The sequence below is a fragment of the Chlorogloeopsis fritschii PCC 6912 genome, from assembly GCF_000317285.1.
Classification (GTDB): Bacteria; Cyanobacteriota; Cyanobacteriia; order Cyanobacteriales; family Nostocaceae; genus Chlorogloeopsis; species Chlorogloeopsis fritschii.
This window is the reverse complement of record NZ_AJLN01000116.1, coordinates 601,793-625,744: the sequence shown is the minus strand read 5'-3', so window position 1 is coordinate 625,744 and position 23,952 is coordinate 601,793. Positions and strand designations below refer to the sequence as shown.

The following is a 23,952-nucleotide window of genomic DNA, read 5'->3' as shown; positions in this document are numbered from 1 at the left end:
CTACGTTAATATGGAGCCGACTGCTGAAATTCGCCGTTTGTTCGATATGATACCAGCCTCGGCTCGGATGATGACTAAAATTATCAGTAAACCAGAGCAAGCAAAGGTAATTGATACCTCCTTTCCATTCCCTTGGAACTGGGAACGACCTATATATATAAATTTCGATTTGTGGCGTCGATTGACTAAGCCACAACGCGATTTATTGCTGTTACAGACTGTTAGCTGGTTGACAGGAGTAAAGTGGTTTAAGCCTGATATTTATCAAGGTGTAGTGCTGGCTGGATTGTTAGGCGGATTGGTTGAATTCTTGCACGCAGATGCGCTAGGTGTAGTTATAGCTGGTGGATTAACTACTTTAGCTGGATTTCGTATTACTGCAATTAACCGCTCTCAGCACTCACAGTTAAACGCTGATGAAGTAGCAATTAAAGTGGCACAACGGCGAGGTTACTCAGAAATTGAAGCAGCACAACATCTTTTGTCTGCTATCGAGGCAGTGGCAAAACTTGAAGGGCATTCTGCTTTAGATTTCACTGGATTAATTCGTTGCCAAAATTTACGGGCGATCGCTGGTTTATCATCAATCGGTGTTCCAGAAGGCTATAAAAATTAATTCTGACAATGGTAAATTTTATACTTATAACCATTGATCGCTGGGAAAGTTCGCGTTTCGACAGCACAATTTTTTACTTCCTCTGGTTCAGCAGCCTTAAAGTTCACCAACCATAAGTCAAAAGGACGTGGCAAGCTCTTTAGAGTGTTTTGGAGGGCAGTAGTAGAAGTATTGGAGTTTTGGTCTTGATGGGCGAGTAAGAATAAAGGAGAAGGAGAGAGAGTATTTTGAAGTTTAAATTCTCTGGCTACCCCCATCATTTCGCCAATTTGTACGTGTGTTTTTTGGGTAGTAGCAATAAGTACTGGTACCTGGGATGTTTTTTGAATTAATTGCACGAACAAGTCCGGGCGATAATATTTTTGATAACCTAAATTACAAATAACTGCGATCGCACTTAATAATCCCATTACCCAGATAACTACTACACTTACTTTCCCATTGACTCCCCATTTCTCCTTCTTTGATACAGAAGTTTTCCAACAAATTGCTAAACTTGCCCCCAGTAAAACTACCACAGCGGGAAAGTAAACAAAGTTATAACGAGCGCCGCGTGTCAAATCAATATTCAAAAAATAGGTAAAGAAAAAGAATAAAGCGATCGCTGCCACAACTACACCAGCTAAAACTTTGGTTATTAAGCGAGTTTGTGGTTGCACCAGCTGCACCCTAAAGCCACGCCATAGAATCGGTGTTGCCCAAATCAGAAAAATCAGCATTAGCAGCCCCGATGCGATCGCCACAGCTAGATTTGGTGATTCGACTGGTAGCAAACAAAACATTGTTACCCATGCAGCCAAAGCTTGAAAAATTGGGCTGATCCAAGCGATACCAACGCGATCGCTTTGAATCCAGTCAACCAATCTATCACCGTAAGTATTATGTAAAAATACTGGCAGCCAAACTATACCTGCTACAGCAGTGCCAACAGCAACTGCATAAATGCGTCGCCAAGGAGGAGAGAGTAAAGACGCAGAGGAAGAGGATGGGGGAGCCAGCGCGTTGCGGAGGTTTCCGAGCCAGTGCGTTGCGCGGGTTAAGCGCGTTGTAGCACCTGGCGTTCCGTTGTAGCGACTGGCGTGGACAAGGTGAGCGGGGGAGGTGGGGAAGGATCGCGACTCACGTCTTCTCCTTGTGTCTCCGTGTCTCCCCTGCCCCATGTCCTCTTCATTCTGTTGCCAAGCCAAAAAAATCAAAACTATAGCTTCAGTGCAGAGGGTGAGGGTAAAGAAGTAATGAGTAGCAATACCCAAAGCATTAATTACAATCCAAGAGAATGATAACCATATAGGTAATTGAATGCGCTTTTGGATGTAGCGTGCGGCTACTACCAAGCAGGAAAGGGAAGCAATTACCCACAAGATTGCCAAAGTATAATGGCGGGCTTCTTGTGCCAAAAAAAATGCCATAAGGCGAGACTGCCATCATCGCAGCAGCTAAATGGCTGATTAAACGGGAACGAAAAGCAACCCAGCTCAAAGCATAAATTGCAGGGATAGATAATGCACCAAAAATAGCAGCTAGCGATCGCGCTCCCCATAAGGAAACCAAACCAGCTTGGGTGGGAAATAGTTTCATCCACAGATGAGTGAGGACAAAGTACAAAGGAGGATGATTACTCTCGCTAAACAAATGTGCCAATACGTCTCTAATACTTGCAGTTGGTTGTGGTTGCAACGGTTGTAAGAGCACATCGATAGTTATCGGTTGGTTTAACGGTACAGGCAAAAAGCTATTTCCCAGACTGAATACTAAAGTAGAAAATTCATCTGTCCAAGGTGGCTTGGCTGTCAAGTTGATTAAGCGCAAACCAATGGCGATGACAAGCCAAATCAACAGCAGAAATGGGTTGAGCCAACGCGGATATTGTGGAGCTGTCATAGCTTTGTCATCAACATATGTAATTTGGACATCAGACGTTTCATTTTAGATGAAAGTTCAATCCAAAATCGTACATTATGTTTTAACTATTTCACTTGTGTGACGCGCCAACTCAGTTTGAGGTTAACCCAAAAGTTCCAGACAGTGGCAGCGGCGATCGCAATCAGGTTAGCAATGTAGCGATTATGAATAATGAAATTAAACACCAGATTTAAGACCAGCACATTTAACACCAACCCTGCAAGGCAAATAATATTGAATTTCAAAAATCGCTTGAGGCGCTGATGCCATTGCTTTTGCTGCATGGCGACATCAGCAAATGTCCAAGCATCATTCCACAAAAAATTATTAAAAATCGCTATTTCCCCGGCAATGATTTTACTACGAGTTAAAGGTAATCCCAGAGTGGTTGGATCGCTGAGTAAGTAAAGTACTGCCATATCTACAAATACCCCACTCAGCCCCACCAAACCAAAACGGATAAATCTGCCAATAGGAAAACTATTATGCACGCTCAATCCTCTGATTTGGAAGGTGGAAAGCCGCAACCGCAATAAATGGTGGATGTAATCTAAATACTGCTTCCAAGTGACTTTGCTCTCACCCTCTTTACGCTCGCAGAACACATAACCAACTTCAGCAATTTGCCTAATATCGCCTCGCCCAATTACTTCCAGCAAAATTTTATACCCTACAGGATTGAGCTTGACATTGGCGATCGCACTTCGACGCACCAGGAAATAACCGCTCATCGGATCTGAAACTCTACCTAATACTCTTGGTAGGATTATCAATCCCAACAATTGAGCACCACGAGACAAAAAACGCCTAATAAAACTCCAACTACTTACTCCACCACCTTCCACATGACGGCTAGCTACTGCCAAATCTGCTCCCTCTTGAATTGCATTCAAAAGTTGTAACAGTACATGGGGTGGATGCTGTAAATCACCGTCAATTACTCCTAAAAATCTTCCCTTTGCTACTTGCCAGCCTCGAATTATAGCCGAGGAAAGCCCTCGCTCGTGCTGGCGTCGCATCACCCGTAGCTGTGGGTATTCTGCAATTAAGGATAGAGCTAATTGCCAAGTACCATCTGGACTATCATCATCTACCACAATCAATTCGTAGTCTCCAGGGATGATTTCATCCAAGATTTGGCTTAATATCCTGACAATTTTGTTGATGTTAGCAGCCTCGTTATAAGTTGGTACTACCAGAGAAAAGCTCAATAGAGCGCTAGCTTCATCCGAGGTTGCAGAAGGTAATTCTGAAATCTGCAAATCTCCTGATGGTGCTGGTAGTAATAAATTAGGTTGCTTAATACTCATGAAGTAGGGTCGTAGTTGCGAAAGATTGATTTAATAAAAATTTTTAGTAAACTAAGTTTCTTTATATACAAACATATTATTAATTCTATAATTATGCTGTTACTGCTTTATTAAACGCTGATTTTATCACTATATTAGTTACTTTTAAATTAGATATATTGATTATTATCTAAACGTTTATAAGCATTTGCTCTCAAGCAGAAAAAATGTTAGACGCAAACTGAATAGAAAAAGCAAGTGAACTCTGAGCAGCATTTCTTGAAGTTTGATTTAATTATGAATGGCACAGAGTACTGAATAAGATAGATGGTAAAAGAAAATTTGAGTCAATCCGCCAGTCAGTCTAGCTAGATACAAATAAAAGCAAGCCAAAGCAGAGAAAATTTACCTATTTATGTGAGAATCGGTTCTCTGGTGTTTTGGTCAAGAAGTATAATCTAATTAATAGATAAATTATCAATCAAATTCATCTCTTAGGATTTCGGGATTAGATGTGATAGGCACCACTGTTGATGCAATTCTTGACCGTGTCCTACTTGGATACAATTTATCTCCCGAAGAGGGAGTAGTGTTATTAAAACAGACTGACCAAAAAGCGATCGCTGCCATTCGTACTACGTCTGACAGATTGCGTCAACGACAAGTAGGTGAGACCGTTACCTACGTAATCAACCGTAACATCAATTTTACAAATATCTGCGAGCAGCACTGTAGCTTCTGCGCTTTTCGACGGGATGAAGGCGAGGAAGGTGCTTACTGGTTAGATTGGATGCAAATTTTGGAGAAGGCAAAAGACGCACAACGGCGAAGTGCAACAGAAATTTGTATGCAAGGGGGATTAAATCCACAAGCAACAATCAACGGTCAATCTTTGCCGTATTATCTCAAGCTAGTAGAAACAATCAAGCAGGAATTCCCCCATCTGCATCTGCACGCTTTTTCTCCTCAAGAAGTACAATTCATAGCTAGAACTGACGGGCTGACGTATGCTCAGGTGATAGCTGCTTTGCGAGATGCTGGTGTCGATTCCATGCCAGGAACAGCTGCTGAGGTTTTAGACGATGAAGTCAGACGTATCCTATGTCCAGAAAAAATTGACACAGCCACTTGGTTAGAAATAGTGGGTACGGCTCACAAATTGGGTTTGTACACCACTAGCACCATGCTGTCGGGGCATATAGAGACACCAGAACAACAAATTCGACACTTAGAACAATTGCGATCGCTCCAACAAACAGCCATCAATCAAGAATATCCAGCCCGGATTACTGAGTTTATTTTATTACCATTTGTTGGACAAGAAGCGCCAAAACCATTACGCCGTCGTGTTGGACGCGATCAGCCAGTGTTAGCTGATGCACTTTTACTCACTGCTGTAGCCAGAATTTACTTGGGAAACTTGATTCCCAATCATCAACCAAGTTGGGTAAAGTTGGGGCTTGTGGGTGCAACTGAAGCCTTAAATTGGGGCTGTAACGATATCGGCGGCACATTAATGGAGGAACATATCACCACAATGGCGGGCGCTATTGGTGGTACCTGCATGGAAGTTGAAACCTTACAAGCAGCGATCGCTTCCATAGGAAGACCTTATCAACAACGGGATACTCTTTATCAGAAAGTGGTCATTAGTCATTAGTTATTAGTTATTCTCCTTGTCTCCTTGTCCCCCACTCCCTTTTCTCCCCCCTCCTCCAGAATGATCCCCAGGATACCAATCCAAGATAGGATGGACGTTGATTTACGTATTGTTTTACATAATGCTTATGAAGCGCTATTGGTCACGTCTGCTAGCCCTAGTTTTAGTTGTAGCGATCGGCTTAATGGGTTGTTCCGGTAGTCCCGATGGTTTGAGTGGTGATTATCGCCAAGATACCTTGAATGTAGTTAATACTTTGAGACATACCCTAGATATACCAGACAATTCACCAGAACAATCTGCTGCGCAAGCAGAAGCGCGTCAACAAATTAACTCTTTTGCAGCTCGGTATCAAAGGGACAGTTCTGTTGCTGGACTAAATTCCTTTACAACCATGCGAACCGCCCTCAACTCCCTTGCCGGACATTACAGTTCTTACCCCAATCGTCCTGTTCCACAGAAGCTTAAGAATCGGTTAGAGCAGGAGTTCAAGCAAGTTGAGGCGGCACTAATGCGTGGCGCTTAACTATCCGCTATGTAAATTTCAAAGTCCATAGTCAAACATCACTGGATGTAGACTATGGATTTTTGGCTGGGAAATATTTACTAAAATTTATTATAGATACCATTGTTAAATCTAATGCCATATTTTTCAAGATTTCTATGTATTGTTACTTAGTAAAAGATTAACAATAAATACGTGTAGATGTTTTACTCCGATCTCCTGCAAATGAAATAAAAAGTAAAAAGCGGCAACAGAAATAGGGGTTTGGAAGTCTTCAAAAGTAGGCTTTAAGCTCTCTACTTAATTGAGCTGGAATTTTTATATACTTCCTCATTCATATGAGTTGGAGTCGATATTGATTTGTAATTCTACTTTTACGTATGTCCGAGTGTTCCTTGAATACTGCAAAAACAATGTTCTTTTGGCTACGTCTAGGCGCTGCCATTCTTAGTAGTACCTTGCTGGTTCCTGACTTTAGAATTCAACCAGCGCAGGCGCAAGTAAACCAACTTTGCCAGATCTCGGCGGCACAAGCGCGAGAAAAAGAAAACTTACGTTTGTCAGGACTAAGAGGCAATCAAGAAGCTAAAAATAGATATCAGCAACTGCTGCGACAACACGCACAAACTTTACAAGAATGCCGAAATCGGAACTGGCCTCAAGTTCAAGCAATTTGGTTGCGTTTGTACCCTTGTGATACTCGCCCAGGAGAAGTCGAACACGTTATGGATCGGATTGTCAACCGGGGCTATAACCAAGTTTACTTGGAAGCATTTTACGACGGGCAAGTGCTATTGCCAACGGCGAATAACCCCACAGTTTGGCCTTCTGTAGTTCGTACTCCAGGAGCAGAACAAACCGATCTGCTTTTAAGAGCAATTCAAAAAGGACGAGAAAGGGGTCTTAAAGTCTATGCTTGGATGTTTACAACAAATTTTGGCTATACTTATGCCCAACGCCGCGATCGCGAAGGAGCGATCGCTCGCAATGGTAAAGGTCAAACAAGCTTATATGTTGTAGATAATAGCTCGCAAGTATTCATCGACCCCTACAATATGCAAGCAAAACGCGACTATTACCAAATGGTACAAGAGGTAATACGTCGTCGTCCGGACGGGATACTATTTGACTACATCCGCTATCCTCGCCAGGCAGGAAGTGATTCCATCGCTACCAAAGTTACAGATTTGTGGCTGTATAGTGAAGCCACCCAACAAGCTTTATTTCAACGAGCGCAGAATAATAAAGGACAAGAATTTATTCGGCGCTTTTTGACTAAGGGATACATCACAGCTGGGGACATTGCTGAAGTTGATAAACTTTATCCTCAAGAAGGAGAACCCCTATGGCAGGGGCGCAACCCACCAATAGAGCAAAAGTCAATTCTGCCTCCAGAACAAAGACAGCCACAATTACAAATGGAGTTATGGCAGCTTTCTGTTGCTCACGCCATGCAAGGTATCTTGGATTTTGTAAACCTAGCAGCCTATCCAGCTCAACAGCTTGGCATTCCTGCGGGAGTAGTATTTTTTCCTGATGCCAACCAAAATGTTGGACGAGGGTTTGATTCTCGCTTGCAGCCTTGGGATAGATTCCCAAGTTCATTGGAATGGCATCCCATGTCTTATGCTAATTGCGGTAATGTTAGCTGTATTGCCGCACAAGTCAAACAGGTATTAAACACAGCAAAGTCTGGTACGCAGGTAATTCCGGCTATAGCTGGTGAGTGGGGTAAATCTGTAAATGGCCGCCCGCCCCTAGAAACGCAAATGCAAGCGCTTCGCCAATTTGCACCACGACAAAGAGGAGTAAGCCATTTTGCTTATTCTTGGCAATACCCGGAGCATGATAATAATCGCAAATTTTGCCGCGCACAGTGAGTAAATATGCTACAAATTAGCTGGCTTTGGGAGGAGCGATCGCCTGAGCGCGTAAAGTCTCAAAAATAACAATCATAAAGTCCAGTAGTTCAGTATCCGTAAGTTGATGACGCGATCGCTTGCCATACTTCTGCTGCAAAAACTGCTTACCCTGCTCTTTCGTCCAGCCTAATTGCACTAAGTAAATGTCAGTTTGAAGCATCATCATATCATGCAGTTGAGCTATTGTTGAATGCTCAGAAATTTCTGTATGCTTTTGACTAAAATTATGAAGTTGATTGAGTTTTAGACTTACTTTTTCCCCTAAGGCTTGCCAATTCAGCTCTTTATGTCCGTCCCAATTAACATCTATAGCTCGATAATTTTCCGGGTCGTAAATTGTACAAAAGACTATGTTTTTCTCCCCAGGACTGACAGTGATAGTGAGTGGTTTACGCAATTGTTCAAAAGTAAGAATATCCAAAGAAAGTAACAAACTTTTAGAAAAGTAAGAATCACTGCCTGAGCGAATAATATAAGGTTTATCTGCCAAAATAGATAAATCCGTTTTTTCAGCTTCTCCAAATGAAGTTTCAACTTTTTTGTTAACTTCTATCCCTGTAACCACCCCAGTTAAAGCTTTATCATAAATCGGTATTTGTCTTTTATCTTCGGAGAGCATATACCAACAGTAATCGGATTCTCTATTGACAAAAATATATTGACTTTTTGGAATTTGTCCAAACCCCAATTTAATTTCCATATTTTTTATTTACGCTCCTATCTGCTTATTTTTCGAGCCTCAGCTTTGAATCAAGCCATGACAAAATGAGTCACCATATACTAATAATTCCCGCAATAATAACTACTCAATCACTCAGTAGCAGGAATTTGAGTTGATAGAGGCTGAAAGTAAATATATCGAATTTGGTACAATTGTACTATATTTCTCGGCAGATGCGATCACGCTATCAACTACAGCAAATAAAGCGCGAAAGCTTTCTGCACGTTCATTAAAGGAGCGATCGAGGTGCGCTATTAACAATTCTCACTCAAGTTATTCTCAAGCCACTTCTACCTACACCAAAGGGATTTGGACAATCAGCTCTTAACCAATGAATCATATTGTTCTAGCAAAGTCTCTACACTGGCATTATGATCCAAGAAAGAAAACAAATGTTTGTAGCGAAGTCTGCCTTCTTTATCTAGTACAAATTGCGCTGGCAAAGGCGCTCCCAGAGCTTGCCCAACTTTATATAAACGAAACACCCGACAAGTAGGATCGCTTAGTAGTGGTAGCTTTAAGCCTAAGTCTCTGACAACTATTTGGCTTTGCCTTTCGTCGGTACTAGTAATCATTAAAATTTCTATGCCCCGATTTTGAAATTGCTCGTAGTTTTCATTCAATGCTTTGATATGTGGATAGCAAAAGGGGCAATATTGTTTTTCTGTAAAAATACGCGTAAAGGCTAATAATATAGGTTTTTTGCCTCTGTAATTTGACAATTTTACTAAAGTGCCATTAGTAATATCCGGTAGTTGAAAGTCCGGTGTTAAAAATTCTAGCGGTAACTGATTGCTGGCTGGAATTGGTAGAAAATTTCTAAAAAAACGTTCATTTAATAAGCCGCTAAAATTAGTAGATGTCAACATATTTTCTTCCTGATAATTTTAAAAATGTTATTAAAATATTAAATGAGAAAACCACAGATAGACAGGTTATCTCTATGTTTATCTGTGGTGATGATTTATCTGTTTGCCACTGTACTAAACAGCAGCGAAGTACACTTTGGACTTGACAGGATCGGGAACCATTGTTTTGTCGCCTGGCTGCCAACCAGCAGGGCAAACTTCATCGGGATGAGACTGCACGTACTGAATAGCTTGCAGTGTCCGCAGAGTTTCATCAACGTTACGACCAAAAGCTAGGTTGTTGATGGTAGCGTGCTGAATAACGCCATCTTTGTCGATGATGAACAAGCCGCGTAAAGCAATGCCAGCTGCAGGATCGAGGACGTTATAAGCAGTGCTAATTTCTTTCTTGATGTCGGAAACAAGGGGATAATTCAAATCACCAACACCGCCTGCCTTGCGATCGCTTTGAATCCAGGCTAGGTGAGAAAATTCGCTATCAACGGAAACACCTAGAATTTCTGTGTTAAGTTTTTTAAAGTCTTCGTATCGATCGCTGAAGGCAATAATTTCAGTAGGGCAAACAAAGGTAAAGTCTAAGGGATAGAAAAACAAAATGACGTACTTACCGCGATAGTCGGAAAGTTTAATCGTCTTAAATTCCTGATCTACTACAGCTGTGGCTGTAAAGTCGGGAGCGCTTTGACCAACGCGGAGGCATCCTTCTGTTGACATATACTAATTCTCCTTGAACTTATATGTGTCTAGCTGCCCGCTTTTTACTTGTGTACAGGTAACGCTTTCCTGTCCACGCCCTGACAGCTTAATTACGAACTGTTACAACTATATCATACTCATAACGATTTTGAGTAGCAAATGGTAGATTTAGATACGAGAGAATGGTTGCTCACAAATGGCTTGGGAAGTTTTGCTAGTGGTACCGTTTCAGATGTTCGCACTCGCACCTATCATGGTTGGCTGTTTGCTGCTACTAATCCGCCTTCTGGGCGTACACTGCTGCTTTCGCATCTAGAAGCGAGCTTAGAACTGCCAAAGCAACTTATAGCACTAGGAACTAATTTTTGGGGCTTTGGTCAGCTCGACCCAACGGGCTACGAACTGCTACGCTATTTTGATATCAACCCTGTTCCCAAATGGACTTGGGGCGAAGACAACTGGCAGTTAAGCAGGCAGATTATCATGCCTTATGGGTTAGAAAGTGCAGAAACTTCTGATGCAGTGGATCAATTCTCTACGTCTTTAGGTTCTGGTGCTTCTGTATCCTCTTGTTTGAGTCATCGCCTTTTAATTCATTATCGTTATGAGGGTAATGATGTTGCGATTTTGAAGTTGCGACTGTTGATAGGCGATCGCGACTTTCACAACCAGCAAAAATCAATTCCAGATTTACATTTTTCCCAATTACTTGGTCAGAAGCAAGTGTGCCTGCAAGCAATTGATGCAGGGCATTTTGGAACACCTTGGCACTTGCGCTGGACTCATGGTAGATATCAACCAGATGCAGTTTGGTACTGGAATTATCATTTACCAGAGGAAACAAGGCGGGGATTGAGCGATCGCGAAGATCTCTACAGCCCTGGTTACCTAACAGTTACTCTTCGCCCCGGAGATGCAGTTACGGTGGAAGCCAAAGTCGGTTTTCCCGACAGATTTCAGAGCATCCTTACCGACGAAAGTTTTGCAGAAGCCATAGAAATAGAGCAAGAGCGGCTTTGCCAAATTTTTGGACGGGAGCAGGGAGGGACTAGAGACTGGGGACTAGGGACTAGGAAAGAAGTAGGGGGAAAAGGTGTAGGGTGCATGGGGGAAATTTCTTCCCCTCTGCTCCCTGCTCCCTGCTCCTCAGCCTATTTACCCAATCCCCAATCCCCCATTTGGCAACAACTTTTACGAGCAGGCGATCAATTTATCGTTTACCGCAGTTCAATTGCTAGCCCTACCGTTATTTCTGGTTACCATTGGTTTGGTGACAAAGGGCGTGATACCTTGATTGCTCTACCGGGCTTGGCTTTAGTTCCGCAGCGTTTTAGTTTGGCAAAAGATATTTTACGCTCTCTGGGGTTTCACTGTCGCCACGGTTTAATTCCCAATGCGTTGCCAGATGTAGATAGCGAACCTTTTTATAACAGTATTGATGCAGCGCTATGGTGGATTGAAACTCTAGGATTGTACCTGGAATCTACCCAAGACTGGCAATTTTTAACAGAGCAATACCCCGTAGTGCAGCAAATCTACAAAGCTTTTATCGGTGGTACGCGCTACAACATCCAAGTTGATTCGATGGATGGGCTAGTTGGTTGGGATGCTCGTGGTGTCGCCCTCACTTGGATGGATGCGATAGTTGATGGGCAGCCTGTGACACCTCGTCGCGGTAAACCTGTGGAAATTAATGCGCTGTGGTATTCAGCTTTGTGTTGGGCTTCTCGATGGGCAGAAATATTGAGCGAGCAAGAAGCTATTCCCGAACCAAGCCGTCTAGCTAAACAAGCACGACGTTACAGCCAGCACGCCCAACAGGTGAAAGAATCACTGCAAAAGTTTTGGAACTCCCAGCTTGGCTATTTGTACGACACCATTGAGCCAGACGATCGCCGCAATTCTCAAATACGCCCTAATGCGGTGATTGCACTTTCCCTCGCCCATTGTGCGTTTTCTGAACAGCAAGGGCGTCAGATCCTAGAAACGGCAACCGATCGCTTACTTACACCCTACGGTCTTCGTACTCTCGATCCAACTGATGCAGAGTACATTGGTAAATATACAGGCAATTCCGAAAAACGCGATCGCTCCTACCATCAAGGTACAATTTGGAGTTGGTTAATAGGCCCCTATATCAGGGCTTGGCAGCGTTTTTACCCAACTGAACCACTGCCCTTTAGCTGGCAACCATTGCTGGAACACCTGTGCAGTGATGCTTGTCTTGGCTCCATTTCGGAAATTTTTGATGGCGATCGGCCACACACACCCAAAGGTGCGATCGCTCAAGCCAAATCCGTTGCTGAGGTAATCCGCCACTTTCAGGGTTAAAATTTTAAGCTGCTACGCACTTGAGTCCGGAGTTAAAAAGCACCCAGTCCAATTGGATTATTTGACACTGCAGTACATGATAATTACTGTCTGATGATTTCCACCTGTTGGATCTTAAACTCAAGCTCGTACTCATTCCCAGCAGTGACATCTTGAGAGCCGATCCCATAACTGGGAGGGCTAAAACGAGCTTCTAGAGATTTATACTCGTCGTTATCCCCATTGTCATTTGAGTTACAAAACTTTTATGATCTTGGGAAAATAAGGATAATCTTAAACCTGGCCACCCGTTTAGGAGAGAGCACTCAACTAACTACTTTTGACCATACCCATTTGAGCGAAGTGTTCGCGTAGCATACGATGGACAAAGATGTAACCGCCACCAACCTTTTGGAGAAAAATGCGCTCACAGGCGTAATCAAGGAAGTGGGCATAGTTCCAAGGTATATGCCCACTAAGCCAAAGAAGACAACGTAGGATAAAGTGTTTAACGCAAGCAATACCTGAACCTTGTCCAGCAATTAAAGCACTACCTGTGCCAAAAATTAGCCCATTTACTAGCCCAGAAATTAGTTTGTCTAATATATCTCCCACCTGAGCAACTCCTACAAGTAGCCCGACTAGTAGCCCAATGGTGACAAACAAAGTTTTAGCATTGTTTACTGACCTCCAGATTCCCTGATTTGGAACAGTTCTGCTATCAACCTCATTTTTTTTGTCCAATCCAAGTATTAGCATAGTTGCTAAACCAAAAATTGGTAACCAAACTGCTTGCATTTCTTCAATCAAGAATATAGCCTGAGAAAATTGAGACATCCTTTTCGCTAGCCAAATCAGCCAGTGCATAGTTTGCTTTCTTGAATACTGTTGATTGGCGTTTCGATGCTCAAACATTCGTCCAATGTATTTGTTAAACAAATCTTTGCGACGTTCCTCAATTGATCCCAAATTCAGTAAATCTGTAACTGACACTCCCCTATAAACAAGTGTCATTATGCTAAGCATTAGAGGAGACTTTGCCAACTCGTGTAGCGTGGAATCTGTATCGATTAGCGTTTTTACAGAAACTAATTGATCGCCTGCCTTCTCAAAATACTGCTTAATTTGCTCAGGTGTTAGCGGTTGAATGCAGATAGCTTCTTGAAGTTTAAGATGGGTAGAAAGAGCTTCGTATTCTCTGACACGGCTACATACCACTATTTCTGTTGATCCGTACTTTTGCAGAAACTTGTTGATTGCTTGAACGCAGGACTCGCGACACTCCGCTCGAACCTCATCCAAACCATCTAGCAAAAGTAGCAGTTTTTGTTCTTCAACCCAGAATTTACCCAAAGCTTTGGAGACTCCATATGAAATTTGCAGTCTTTGAACTATCCAATCTGCAATGGTTTGCCGCTCACGAGCCCAAGAGGATAAGTTAAGCACAACAGGAATCGTTCGGTTATAGTCTTCCTGAGCACGGCTAATCAAGTCCAGCGTCAGTCTCACTAGAGTTGTGGTCTTGCCAGAGCCGGGCTCCCCTAAAATTAGTAAAGTGCCTCCCTCTCCCATTTGATTGAATACTGCTGTAACTCCTACATTGGAGGGTAAAGCTCGTTTACTGTATTCACAGATCTCCTGCACTTCACTAAAAGATTGTTTAACTGCGTCTAGACGCTTTTCTAAACCAAGTTCAATAAGTGCATGGATATGTAATGAATTCTCCAGTACCTCACTACAGATTTTTTTTACTTTATTAAGTAAAACCTTCCGATTTCGGTCTTCTGGCCTCGAAAAGGGGTTTACTGTACTATGTACCCGACCAAACTGGTCAGAGATATTAATTTTATCGCCGACAGTCAGATAAACAATCGGCTTGTGAATCTGAATCAGATCACGTCTAGCCTGAAGAATTTGACTGTCCTGGATTGAGGCATTGTCAATATTAAGTCGTTGAGTAGAATCGAGAGGTGGCTGCTGGTTCATCACTCATTCACTTACAGTCCCAAAAGAGTTTTTGCTGCAATTCCAAACCAAGGTGCTAATTGCTTGGCAATCGGTTCTAGCTTTTGCCACAGTCCTTGACTTGCTACTACAGTGTCGCCTGCGTCTTTAAGGACTTTAGTAGCTCGCTCTAAACTCTTGACGGCAAAGTCCTTGTCAGGTTCGATTGCTTTTACTTCTTCTTTAGCGGTCTCTAGATGTTTAATAGCTTTTTCTTTTTGAGTCCCTGGCAAACCTGAATTCCAAAACAAGGTTTCAATTTGTCCTATCAGCTCAACTACATCGTCTGGTGTTAATTGTTTCTCAGCGTCATCTTGGCTATTGTGTTGAATTTGAGCCAGGTCTCGACCTGCTTGCCCAAATTGAACACCTGAAAACTGACCGCCACTGAAGCTCATTGATTGTGAAGACTTTTCTTCTAACATGACTGCATTACCTACAGTGTTGAATAGTTTACTGTTTCTTTGGGAGGGGTGTGGTCAAAAGTAGTTGGTGGATGAGCGATCGCTTACTTAATACAGGAGTTTTAATTTTTCTTCCAACTCAAATCAGAATGAGAATCAATCTAATAGAGGGGTGAGGGCGAGTGATGCTCGCCCTCACCCTGAGTCTTTAGCAGACATTAGTTATGGCTCTTAACAGGAAGAAGACGAATTGCTCCCTTAATGAAACCAAGCTTATTCGCGAGAAGCTATCGCGAAGTAATCTTTTTCTTTTATCTTTTTCAAAAATTGGGATGATCCCTACAAATCGACATATCTACAACACTACCCAATGTTTGAAATCGTTGTTCTCCTGATAATTGAGTTGACTCAATTTACCTGAAAGCAAATTTTTGTTCCAGTTAATTGCAATAAACTCTGATTCGTTTTTACCTGTTAACCATGTTCTTAAAAGTTCCCAAATCCCGTAAAGGCAGAAAAGTCGGATTGAAAAGTCGGAAAAGTCGGGTATCGCGAAGAAATATCAAGGGTAAGATGAAATTAAACTCAAATACTTTGCCAACTTAGAGGCTATGAACGATGACTATGACGAAATCATCAACTGGATAGAAGTTGAGACAGGAAATAAGCTAACTGAGTTACAAAAAGTCATATTAAAAGGATCTTGGGAAGATAAAAAATATGAAGAAATAGCCAACTATCTTCGCTATAACTTGCAGTATGTCAAGGATGTTGGCTATCAGTTATGGAAATTAATTTCAGAAGTTTGCAAAGAAAAAATAACTAAAAAGACTTTTAGGACAAAACTAGAGCGACGTTGCCAAAACTTAACACCTCCTACCCATCGCCGAGATTGGGGAGATGCACCTGATGTTCCTGTGTTTTTTGGACGAACTGAAGAATTAGCGACGCTAGAACAATGGATTATTCAAGAATGCTGTCGGTTAGTAGTAATTGTTGGGATAGGAGGAATTGGTAAAACCCAGCTATCAGTCAAATTGGGTAAGGGAGGAATTGGCAAAACAGATTTGTCACTGAAGCTGGCAAAGGGGATTCAGCATGAATTTGAATACGTGATTTGGCGAAGTCTCCTCAACGCACCACCACCAAGAGATATTCTTACAGACTTAATTAAGTTCCTCTCCAACCAGCAGGAGACGGAGTTTGCCAACACCACAGAAACGCAAATTTCGCGACTGCTGCATTATTTACAAGCACACCACTGTTTGCTGATTCTGGATAATGTGGAGACGATTTTACAAAAAGGCGATTCGCTTAAAAGCGATCGCTTCGCTTCACGCGCTGGGCTATATCGCCAGGGATATGAAGCATACGGTCAACTTTTCCAGCAAGTTGGAGAAGTCCCCCATCAAAGCTGCTTGCTGCTTACCAGTCGGGAAAAACCTCACAATTTGGTAAGAATGGCTGGCAAAACCCATCCTGTTCATTTACTTGAATTAGGCGGTTTAAATTATTTAGATGGACAAAAAATTTTTCAAGAAATAGGAGATTTTTCTGGCTCAGATGCAGAATGGCAAACACTCATTAAATTCTATAATGGCAATCCTTTAGCCCTAGAACTGGCTGCAAATCATCTTCAAGAGGTTTTTGGAGGAAATATTTCTCAATTTCTCCAAGAAGGAAAACCAGTTTTTGATGATTTGCGAGATTTGTTAAACTGGCATTTTGAGCGCACTTCAGAGCCAGAAAAAGAAATTATATACTGGCTGGCAATTAATCGCGAGCCAATTTCACTTTCAGAACTCAAAGACGATATTCTCGTACCAGAAGCTAAAGAAAGAGTCACAGATACGCTGCAATCGCTAACACGACGATTACCTCTGGAAAGAAGCGCAGCAGCATTCACGCTCCAACCTGTGCTAATCGAGTACATAACAGAAGTATTTATTCAACAAGTTTCTGAAGAAATTAAGACTCAGAACATTGAACTGTTTAACAACTATGCTTTGCTCAAAGCTTTAGCAAAAGACTATATCAGGGAAGCTCAAATTCGTTTGATTCTCCAACCTCTGATCAAGAAGTTAATCAATATTTTGGGGAACCAAAGCCGTCTTGAAACTCAACTAACTCAGATTCTCGCTAAGTTGCGCACATCTTCACTCAAATTAGGATATGCAGCAGGGAATGTTCTCAATCTCCTCTGCCAACTGAAAACGGATTTAAGAGGTTATGATTTTTCCAATTTGGCGATTTGGCAAACTTATCTTCAAGGTATGAATTTGGCTGAAGTCAACTTTGCTTATTGTGAGTTTACTAAATCACTTTTTTCCCAATGTTTCAGTGGAATTAATTCTGTCGCCTTCAGTCCAGATAGCAAAATTCTCGCAGCAGGTGACACTCATGGTCAGATTCGTCTATTCAGAGTTCAGGATGCTCAACCTCTTTTGACGTTGGAGGGACATGACAAAAGCATGTGGATACCGTCCCTTGATTTTAGTCCCGATGGTCAAAAACTAGTCAGTGGCAGTTTTGACCGAACCGTAAGACTTTGGGATGTTAGGACAGGTCAATGCCTTAAGACCTTTAAGGGACACACCGATTTGATTTGGTCAGTTACCTTTAGTCCTGATGGTCAAATCGTAGCCAGTGGAAGTAATGACCAAACTGTAAAACTCTGGGATGTTTGTACAGGTGAATGTCTTAAGACGTTGCAAGGACATACTAATTGGGTTTGGTCAGTCGCCTTTAGTCCTGATGGTCAAACTTTAGCTAGTGGCGGTTTTGACTACACAATCAAGCTCTGGAATGTTAGTACGGGTGAATGCTATAAGACTTTGCAAGGACATACTAATTGGGTTTGGTCAGTTGTCTTTAACTCAGATGGCCAGACACTAACTAGTGGTAGTTTAGACAGCACGATGAGGCGTTGGAATGTTAGTACGGGTGAATGCTTTGAGACATTGCGGGCACACGAAAACGGCATTTTGTCAATTTCTTGTAGTCCTGATGAGCAAATGATAGCCAGTGGGAGTTTTGATTCAACAGTAAGACTTTGGAATATTCAAACTGGTCAATGTTGTAAGACGTTGCAGGAACATACTGATTTGGTCTGGTCAGTTGCCTTTAGTCCTGATGGTCAAATCTTAGCCAGTGGGAGTTTTGACCAAACTGTAAAACTCTGGGATATCAAGAGCGGTCAGTGCCTCAAGACCTTGAAAGGACACACCAGTGCCATCTGGTCAATTGCCTGTAGCCCTGATGGTCAAATGGTAGCCAGTGGAAGTTTTGACTCAACAGTAAGACTTTGGAATATTCAAACTGGTCAATGCTTCAAGACATTACAGGGGCATAACAAGTGGGTTTGGTCAGTCGCCTTCAGTCCTGATGGTCAAATGGTAGCTAGTGGGGATAACGAAACCATTAGACTCTGGGATGTCGTTACTGGTCAGTGTCTGAGGAGGTTACAAGGACATATCAACGGCTTGATCTGGGCACTAACTTTCAGTCCTCAAGGTAAGATTCTAGCCAGCGGTGCTCAAGATTCAACTATAAGGCTTTGGAATATTTGCACTGGCGAGTGCTTAAAAGTTTTGCAAGGTCATGCCAATTATGTTTGGTCAGTTGCCTTTAGTCCTGACAGTTTGATACTTGCTAGTTGTAGTGATGACAAAACTATAAAATTGTGGGAAAGCGGCACGGGAAAATGCCTCAAAACCTTACCAGAAATTGATAGTAAGGTGATGGCAGTCGCTTTTAGTCCTAATGGAACAATGCTGGCTAGCGGTCATGATAACGGTCTACTTAAGCTTTGGGATATCGATGGAAAGTGCATCAACACTTTACAGGGACACACGATGTGGGTATTTTCGGTTGCTTTTAGTCCTCAAGGTAATTTCTTAGCTAGCGGAAGTCAGGATGAAACTGTCAAACTATGGGATGTTAACTCTGGAGAATGCCTTAAAACTTTAACAGGACATACTAGCTGGGTACGTTCAGTTACCTTCAGTCCTGATGGGCAAACGTTGATCAGTGGCAGCGTAGATGAAACCATTAAGTTGTGGAATGTTCAGACAGGAGAATGTCTCAAAACATTGAGAATTCCAAGACCTTATGAAGGCATGAACATTACGGGCGTTACAGGCTTAACCGCAGCAACTATTGCCACGCTCAAAGCTTTAGGAGCAGTGGAAGATGAAGAGGTCAAGCGATAAGTTATGTTTAATTAAGTTCACCAAACTTAGCTTAAATCTTAACGGTTACTTCTGCTTTGAGCGCAAAATTCTCTTTCCAATGTCTTGCTTGCTGTAGCCAGACAAAAGCACGGGCTGGGGTGTTCTTTACTCCTCACGGCTTGGTTGAAACCCCTCGTTTTATGCCTGTGGGGACGCTAGCAAATGTCAAAACCCTGACTCCAGCTCAACTGCGAGATACAGGAGCACAAATGGTATTATCTAATACTTATCATCTTCACTTGCAACCAGGAGAAGCAATTGTGGCTGGAGGTGGAGGATTGCACAAATTTATGGGCTGGAATGGCCCGATGCTCACCGACTCTGGTGGATTTCAGGTTTTTAGCCTCAGTGAAATGCGGAAAATTACTGAAGAGGGCGTGACATTTCGCTCTCCTCACGACGGTCAAATTATTAAGTTGACGCCAGAAAAATCCATTGAGATTCAGAATACACTAGGGGCGGATGTAATTATGGCATTTGATGAATGCCCGCCTGCTACAGCTAGCCGCCAAGAGGTGGAACAAGCAACAGAGCGCACTTATCGTTGGTTGGAACGTTGTATAGCGGCGCATCAACGCGACGATCAAGCTTTGTTTGGTATCGTTCAGGGTGGAGTGTATCTGGATTTGCGTTGTCAGGCAACTGAAGCGTTGACGAAACTGGATTTGCCTGGATATGCCATTGGTGGCGTGAGTGTGGGTGAAGAACCAGAACTGATTCATAAGATTGTGCAAGCGACAGCACCATTACTACCAAACCATAAGCCGCGTTATTTGATGGGTGTGGGAACCTACCGAGAAATGGTAATGGCGATCGCCTCTGGTGTGGATTTATTTGATTGTGTGATTCCGACGCGCTGGGCAAGACATGGTACGGCGATGGTGCAAGGCGATCGCTGGAACTTAAAAAATGCTAAGTTTCGTGAAGATTTTACGCCCTTAGATGAAACTTGTCCCTGCTACACTTGTCAGAACTTCACCCGTGCTTACATATCTCATTTAGTGCGATCGCAAGAAATTTTGGCGTACACTCTGCTGAGTATTCACAACATTACCGAACTCATTCGCTTCACCCAAAAGATACGAGAGGCGATATTGCGCGACACTTTTGCCACTGAATTTGCTCACTGGCTTGCTCCACAAGAGGTGGGAGAGGGAGAGTGAGGGAGTGGGAAGGGGACAAGGAGACAAGGAGAATAATTTAATGACCAATGACCAATGACCAATGACCAATATATTGATGTCCAAGCCGTGTTAAGATATTTCTCAATTCTGAAAGCTGTGTTGGAAAGGTGGATTTAAATAAAAATGGAAGCAGCACTTTTTTTAGCAAAATTGCCTGAGGCATTTCAAATCTTTGACCCATTGGTAGATGTTTTGCCTGTCATACCTGTTTTCTTCTTGTTGCTAGCTTTTGTTTGGCAAGCAGCCGTAGGTTTCAGGTAAAAATAGGTACGAAATATTCCATTTCTACTAAAGTGGTTCTATCACAACCCATTGAAACATAACATTACAGCCTGGTGCATTTCATATTAAAAAGCACCTAGCCACAAAGATACTGTTGGTAGTGCGAAGCTCGAATTCCTAAATTCATCTTAAAGTTTTCTCAAGAGAATAAAAGGAATCAGAGAGTTTAACGCACTTTAAATACACCAACAGTATTATTAATTTTGAACTAGATTCAACGCAAAAAAGCCCACGAAAAGGGTATAAAAATACTTTTCTATCATTTCTCTGTTGCCGATATCTAGTATCTATTTTCCAAATAGATACTGCAACAGTTATTTACTCTAGTTTGTAGCTTTAAATCAAAATAGTTCTTAGTTCTTTAAGAACTTTACCAATTTCAATAAAATCTGAATTTTTGGAGAGTTTTTTCAAAGTTGCTAAATCACTTTTGAGAACAATGTTATTGTAAGCATTGATAGCAGCAAGGAGTTGAGTAACATCTACGCTCATTTGATCGTAATTTTCATCAGAATGACAATAGTTGATTTCTTCTCTCGGTTGCGCTTCAACACTAGAAAGACTGGGCTTTTGTTTTAATGAAGGTGCAGAATATTTAAATAATCCTGTTAAAGCTTTGACAAGAGTTTGAGTGGGGATTTGAGAAGCTCCTGAATTAGACAGAGAAATCTGTAGTTGATTAATCGCGTCACTCCCGTCAAAGGAACACGCTAGAAGCAAGCCCATAACACCTTTTTGAGATCCGTTTGCATTGCCTGTATTTGCATTTTTTACAATCGCGCCTGCCTGTTGATTAATCAGCTGCTGAATTACTGCTGGAACAAGAATTTGATTATTTACCTCAACTAATGCATTAGTACCAGGAAATTGGAAGTTAGTACCGGAAAAACTGGAAGAATCTTCACTTGTTCCTCCAATTACAGCTTTACCAGCATTAGCTTTCATCGGCGCAACGCCAACAATAAAACCTAAAACCAATAATATAATGCCAACAGTCAAGGGCAATTTGTGCTTATTCATTGCTTTTGCATTTTACTTTATTAATTAATACAGAAGTTAGACTTTAAAACTGGAAAACATAGCCTGCACTTACAGATAAACCAGTGCCTTTATCAAAATTGTCGGTAAGATCCGTCAAGATCGTGTTAATTACTATGGGTGTTTTCTTGAAAGGAGCATAGGAAGCACCTATATTGAGACTATTTCCAGTCCAACTAGTAACTAAAGAAACTTCTGGAATGACTCGTAAACCTACGCTACCGAAAAAATTCGGGGTATTTTCATCGGCAGCGATCGCTCCTTTAGAACGAAAAATGCCGCTGCCAACACCAGCTGAAAGAGTTATGGGCAGTTTGTTTTTAGGATTATTTGGCTCTAAATCAAACGTTTTAGTAATTACTCCATAAATAGTATCTTTTGTACCATTGTTATCTCCCCATTTAATCGGATTTGACCAACCAACAGCAACTGCTGTACGATCAGAAAAATATTTGTGTAGTTTAAAACCGATCCCTCCACTGTCGCCAAAGTCGAAATTATCGCCACCGCCTACACTAGTAATATTTGCGTTTATTTCAACACCTACAGATTTAATTGCATCTCCTAAACCAAAACCAACAGCAGCCGAACCATCAATGCGATCGTTGTCAAAAGGCAAGTACAAACCACCTCCTATGTAAGCTTGTCCCCAACTTGCACCATAGGCTGAAGGAGTGCCAGCAGTAGAACTAGGAGCTATGACACGTCTTGTTTCTATTACAACAGGATCAATTAAAAGCTCTTGACGTAACTGATTTAGCTCTCTTAAGCTGTCGCCAACTCCAGGAGAAGTGAGCTGAGCAATTAGATTGGTATCTTTTGTAATGCGAATATTTTGACGTTGTTTTGCTTTTGCTATCCACTTTTTTAATGCAGAGCTTTCTTTTGTAACATTGGCAGCAGAAACACGATTTACTGAGATACTTGTAGTTACGGAAAAAGTTACTGCCAGTGTAGTTAATAAACCCAAGCACACACTTCGCACATAACTTACTCTGAAACCATGGGAACTAGGGCTAGCACTAATTTTTCTTTCTTTGTTCATTAGAAATATAAAAAATATCAAAATGTCCAAGATTGACCAATTACACTAAAAACTCGTTAATAAATGTATATCTAACGGTATGCTATAAATCTTATACTTACCGTATATATACGCTTCTTGTGTTCTTAATTACTTAATAGCTTCTTTGATAGATGCTTTTCAGTCAAAGGGCTAACAGATTAAAAAGCTTTCAGACTGATAACATCGCCGCTCAAACATCAGCGAATCATATACACAAATTAACGAATTTTACTGATAATGGGCTAGATACAAGCTAAATTTGCCACAATTGATGCTCAGTAGTAGTTAAAGACAGTAATAATCTTTTAAAACTTATTTTTTAGATTGTCTTCCGTGTAAATACGCAAGAATTGGGAAAGTATATTTGGTTTCGTATGATTTTGGAATAAACTGTATTATATAAGACTAAGTAACTACGCTCGCCACAGTTTATAGATTCACTAGCTTCCTAATATTACGCGATCGCACTTAGCACGTAATCTTGTTTTTGAAAATCTTGAAAGTAAATCTTTAATAAAATTCATATTTCTTAATCAAATGTAACAATTTTCTATATATAATGGATAACAAATTCCATTAAACCAGGTCAAAACTCTAAGTCACAGCCAGGCTAACAGTGAACGAGATATGAACTATGGGTAACATAAAATTCGTTAAAGAGAATAAAGAAGTTATAGCTGCGGATGGTGCTAATCTGAGACTCAAAGCTTTAGAAAATGGCATTGACATTTATAAAATTTGGGGAAAGATGATGAATTGTGGTGGCTACGGTCAATGTGGCACCTGCATCGTCGAAATTGTTGAAGGAAGGGAAAATCTTTCGCCTCCTACAGAGGTAGAAAACCGTTTATTGAAAAAAAAGCCTGCTAATTATCGCCTTGCATGTCAAACTTTAGTCAATGGCCCCGTAAGCGTGGTTACGAAGCCTTAAAGTTGATGAATTTAATACTTCCAACCGATCTACTCGCAACTTTCAAGTTTATACTCATTACTCATGATTCAGTCAGGTCGCAATGATGCTATCCTAAGATTGTTGACTGGAATCTAAGAGAGGCTTTTCTGCTATGCAGGTTAATGACCTGGGGTTTGTAGCCAGCATCTTATTCGTGCTGGTTCCCGCTGTTTTTTTAATCATCCTTTACATCCAGACAGCTAGTCGCGAAGGTAAAAAAGATACTTAGGATCTTGTTTATAAAATAAAACCCTTACTATTTAGCGTAAGGGTTTTTACTTTTTTCTAACTACTTTAGAC

At 41.6% G+C, this 23,952-nt stretch carries 20 protein-coding genes; 10 read left to right on the top strand and 10 right to left on the bottom strand.

The window, feature by feature from the left end:
* Positions 1-10: 10 nt before the first annotated feature.
* Positions 11-616: a DUF3318 domain-containing protein gene (locus UYC_RS0126605; RefSeq protein ID WP_016874245.1), complete on the top strand. Its 606-nt coding sequence runs from the start codon at positions 11-13 to the stop codon at positions 614-616.
* On the opposite strand, the gene UYC_RS35770 is transcribed toward UYC_RS0126605, so the two are convergent.
* The 3 genes from UYC_RS35770 to UYC_RS0126595 all read right to left on the bottom strand — a co-directional run bounded on the left by UYC_RS35770 (position 613) and on the right by UYC_RS0126595 (position 3,828).
* On the bottom strand, positions 613-1,977 hold the full coding sequence (locus UYC_RS35770; RefSeq protein ID WP_235181633.1) for a glycosyltransferase family 39 protein: 1,365 nt from the start codon (positions 1,975-1,977) through the stop codon (positions 613-615). The two genes, UYC_RS0126605 and UYC_RS35770, sit on opposite strands and share 4 nt — an antisense overlap.
* Entirely contained in the window at positions 1,874-2,497 is a 624-nt protein-coding gene (locus UYC_RS39610) for a glycosyltransferase family 39 protein (RefSeq protein ID WP_235181632.1), read from the bottom strand. The genes UYC_RS35770 and UYC_RS39610 overlap by 104 nt, the downstream gene beginning before the upstream one ends.
* Positions 2,498-2,583: 86 nt before the next feature.
* Positions 2,584-3,828: a glycosyltransferase gene (locus UYC_RS0126595; RefSeq protein WP_016874247.1), complete on the bottom strand. Its 1,245-nt coding sequence runs from the start codon at positions 3,826-3,828 to the stop codon at positions 2,584-2,586.
* A 493-nt stretch (positions 3,829-4,321) separates the two neighbouring features.
* Here UYC_RS0126595 and cofH point away from each other — a divergent pair, with 493 nt between their 5' ends.
* From cofH to UYC_RS0126580, 3 genes are all read left to right on the top strand, one after another.
* On the top strand, positions 4,322-5,467 hold the full coding sequence (gene cofH / locus UYC_RS0126590; RefSeq protein ID WP_016874248.1) for a 7,8-didemethyl-8-hydroxy-5-deazariboflavin synthase subunit CofH: 1,146 nt from the start codon (positions 4,322-4,324) through the stop codon (positions 5,465-5,467).
* 127 nt (positions 5,468-5,594) lie between these two features.
* Entirely contained in the window at positions 5,595-5,993 is a 399-nt protein-coding gene (gene psb27, locus UYC_RS0126585) for a photosystem II protein Psb27 (RefSeq protein ID WP_016874249.1), read from the top strand.
* Between the two features lie 392 nt (positions 5,994-6,385).
* Complete coding sequence (locus UYC_RS0126580; RefSeq protein WP_016874250.1) at positions 6,386-7,852, top strand: family 10 glycosylhydrolase; 1,467 nt, start codon at positions 6,386-6,388, stop codon at positions 7,850-7,852.
* A 16-nt stretch (positions 7,853-7,868) separates the two neighbouring features.
* Here UYC_RS0126580 and UYC_RS0126575 read toward each other — a convergent pair whose 3' ends face one another.
* From UYC_RS0126575 to UYC_RS0126565, 3 genes are all read right to left on the bottom strand, one after another.
* Complete coding sequence (locus UYC_RS0126575) at positions 7,869-8,594, bottom strand: hypothetical protein (RefSeq protein ID WP_016874251.1); 726 nt, start codon at positions 8,592-8,594, stop codon at positions 7,869-7,871.
* Positions 8,595-8,932: 338 nt separating this feature from the next.
* Complete coding sequence (locus UYC_RS0126570; RefSeq protein WP_016874252.1) at positions 8,933-9,484, bottom strand: peroxiredoxin family protein; 552 nt, start codon at positions 9,482-9,484, stop codon at positions 8,933-8,935.
* A 114-nt stretch (positions 9,485-9,598) separates the two neighbouring features.
* Positions 9,599-10,198, bottom strand: coding sequence for a peroxiredoxin (locus UYC_RS0126565; RefSeq protein ID WP_016874253.1), 600 nt, complete (start codon positions 10,196-10,198; stop codon positions 9,599-9,601).
* A gap of 141 nt (positions 10,199-10,339) precedes the next feature.
* Between UYC_RS0126565 and UYC_RS0126560 the strand changes: the two genes are divergently transcribed.
* Positions 10,340-12,511 carry an amylo-alpha-1,6-glucosidase gene (locus UYC_RS0126560; protein WP_016874254.1) on the top strand — a complete coding sequence of 724 codons (2,172 nt, stop codon included), beginning with the start codon at positions 10,340-10,342 and terminating at the stop codon, positions 12,509-12,511.
* Between the two features lie 309 nt (positions 12,512-12,820).
* Here UYC_RS0126560 and UYC_RS0126555 read toward each other — a convergent pair whose 3' ends face one another.
* Together UYC_RS0126555 and UYC_RS0126550 are read right to left on the bottom strand one after the other, a co-directional pair.
* Positions 12,821-14,476 carry an NACHT domain-containing protein gene (locus UYC_RS0126555; RefSeq protein ID WP_016874255.1) on the bottom strand — a complete coding sequence of 552 codons (1,656 nt, stop codon included), beginning with the start codon at positions 14,474-14,476 and terminating at the stop codon, positions 12,821-12,823.
* 11 nt (positions 14,477-14,487) lie between these two features.
* Complete coding sequence (locus UYC_RS0126550) at positions 14,488-14,919, bottom strand: hypothetical protein (protein ID WP_016874256.1); 432 nt, start codon at positions 14,917-14,919, stop codon at positions 14,488-14,490.
* A 590-nt stretch (positions 14,920-15,509) separates the two neighbouring features.
* Between UYC_RS0126550 and UYC_RS0126545 the strand changes: the two genes are divergently transcribed.
* The 3 genes from UYC_RS0126545 to UYC_RS36120 all read left to right on the top strand — a co-directional run bounded on the left by UYC_RS0126545 (position 15,510) and on the right by UYC_RS36120 (position 20,575).
* Positions 15,510-19,109, top strand: coding sequence for a WD40 repeat domain-containing protein (locus UYC_RS0126545; protein ID WP_016874257.1), 3,600 nt, complete (start codon positions 15,510-15,512; stop codon positions 19,107-19,109).
* A 56-nt stretch (positions 19,110-19,165) separates the two neighbouring features.
* The gene (tgt, locus tag UYC_RS0126540) at positions 19,166-20,293 is read left to right on the top strand and encodes a tRNA guanosine(34) transglycosylase Tgt (protein WP_071588435.1); all 1,128 of its coding nucleotides are present in this window, start codon (positions 19,166-19,168) and stop codon (positions 20,291-20,293) included.
* 144 nt (positions 20,294-20,437) lie between these two features.
* Positions 20,438-20,575 carry a photosystem II reaction center protein K gene (locus tag UYC_RS36120; protein WP_016874259.1) on the top strand — a complete coding sequence of 46 codons (138 nt, stop codon included), beginning with the start codon at positions 20,438-20,440 and terminating at the stop codon, positions 20,573-20,575.
* Between the two features lie 357 nt (positions 20,576-20,932).
* Here UYC_RS36120 and UYC_RS0126530 read toward each other — a convergent pair whose 3' ends face one another.
* Positions 20,933-21,595, bottom strand: a complete 663-nt coding sequence (locus UYC_RS0126530) for a hypothetical protein (RefSeq protein WP_235082926.1) — start codon at positions 21,593-21,595, stop codon at positions 20,933-20,935.
* Positions 21,596-21,659: 64 nt separating this feature from the next.
* A complete protein-coding gene (locus tag UYC_RS0126525) occupies positions 21,660-22,619 on the bottom strand; it encodes a hypothetical protein (RefSeq protein ID WP_235082927.1) in 960 nt (319 codons plus the stop codon).
* A gap of 715 nt (positions 22,620-23,334) precedes the next feature.
* Between UYC_RS0126525 and UYC_RS0126520 the strand changes: the two genes are divergently transcribed.
* Both UYC_RS0126520 and psbM read left to right on the top strand, forming a co-directional pair.
* Positions 23,335-23,631 carry a 2Fe-2S iron-sulfur cluster-binding protein gene (locus tag UYC_RS0126520; protein ID WP_016874262.1) on the top strand — a complete coding sequence of 99 codons (297 nt, stop codon included), beginning with the start codon at positions 23,335-23,337 and terminating at the stop codon, positions 23,629-23,631.
* A gap of 133 nt (positions 23,632-23,764) precedes the next feature.
* Positions 23,765-23,881: a photosystem II reaction center protein PsbM gene (psbM, locus tag UYC_RS36840; protein ID WP_015136746.1), complete on the top strand. Its 117-nt coding sequence runs from the start codon at positions 23,765-23,767 to the stop codon at positions 23,879-23,881.
* The last annotated feature ends 71 nt before the right edge of the window (positions 23,882-23,952 follow it).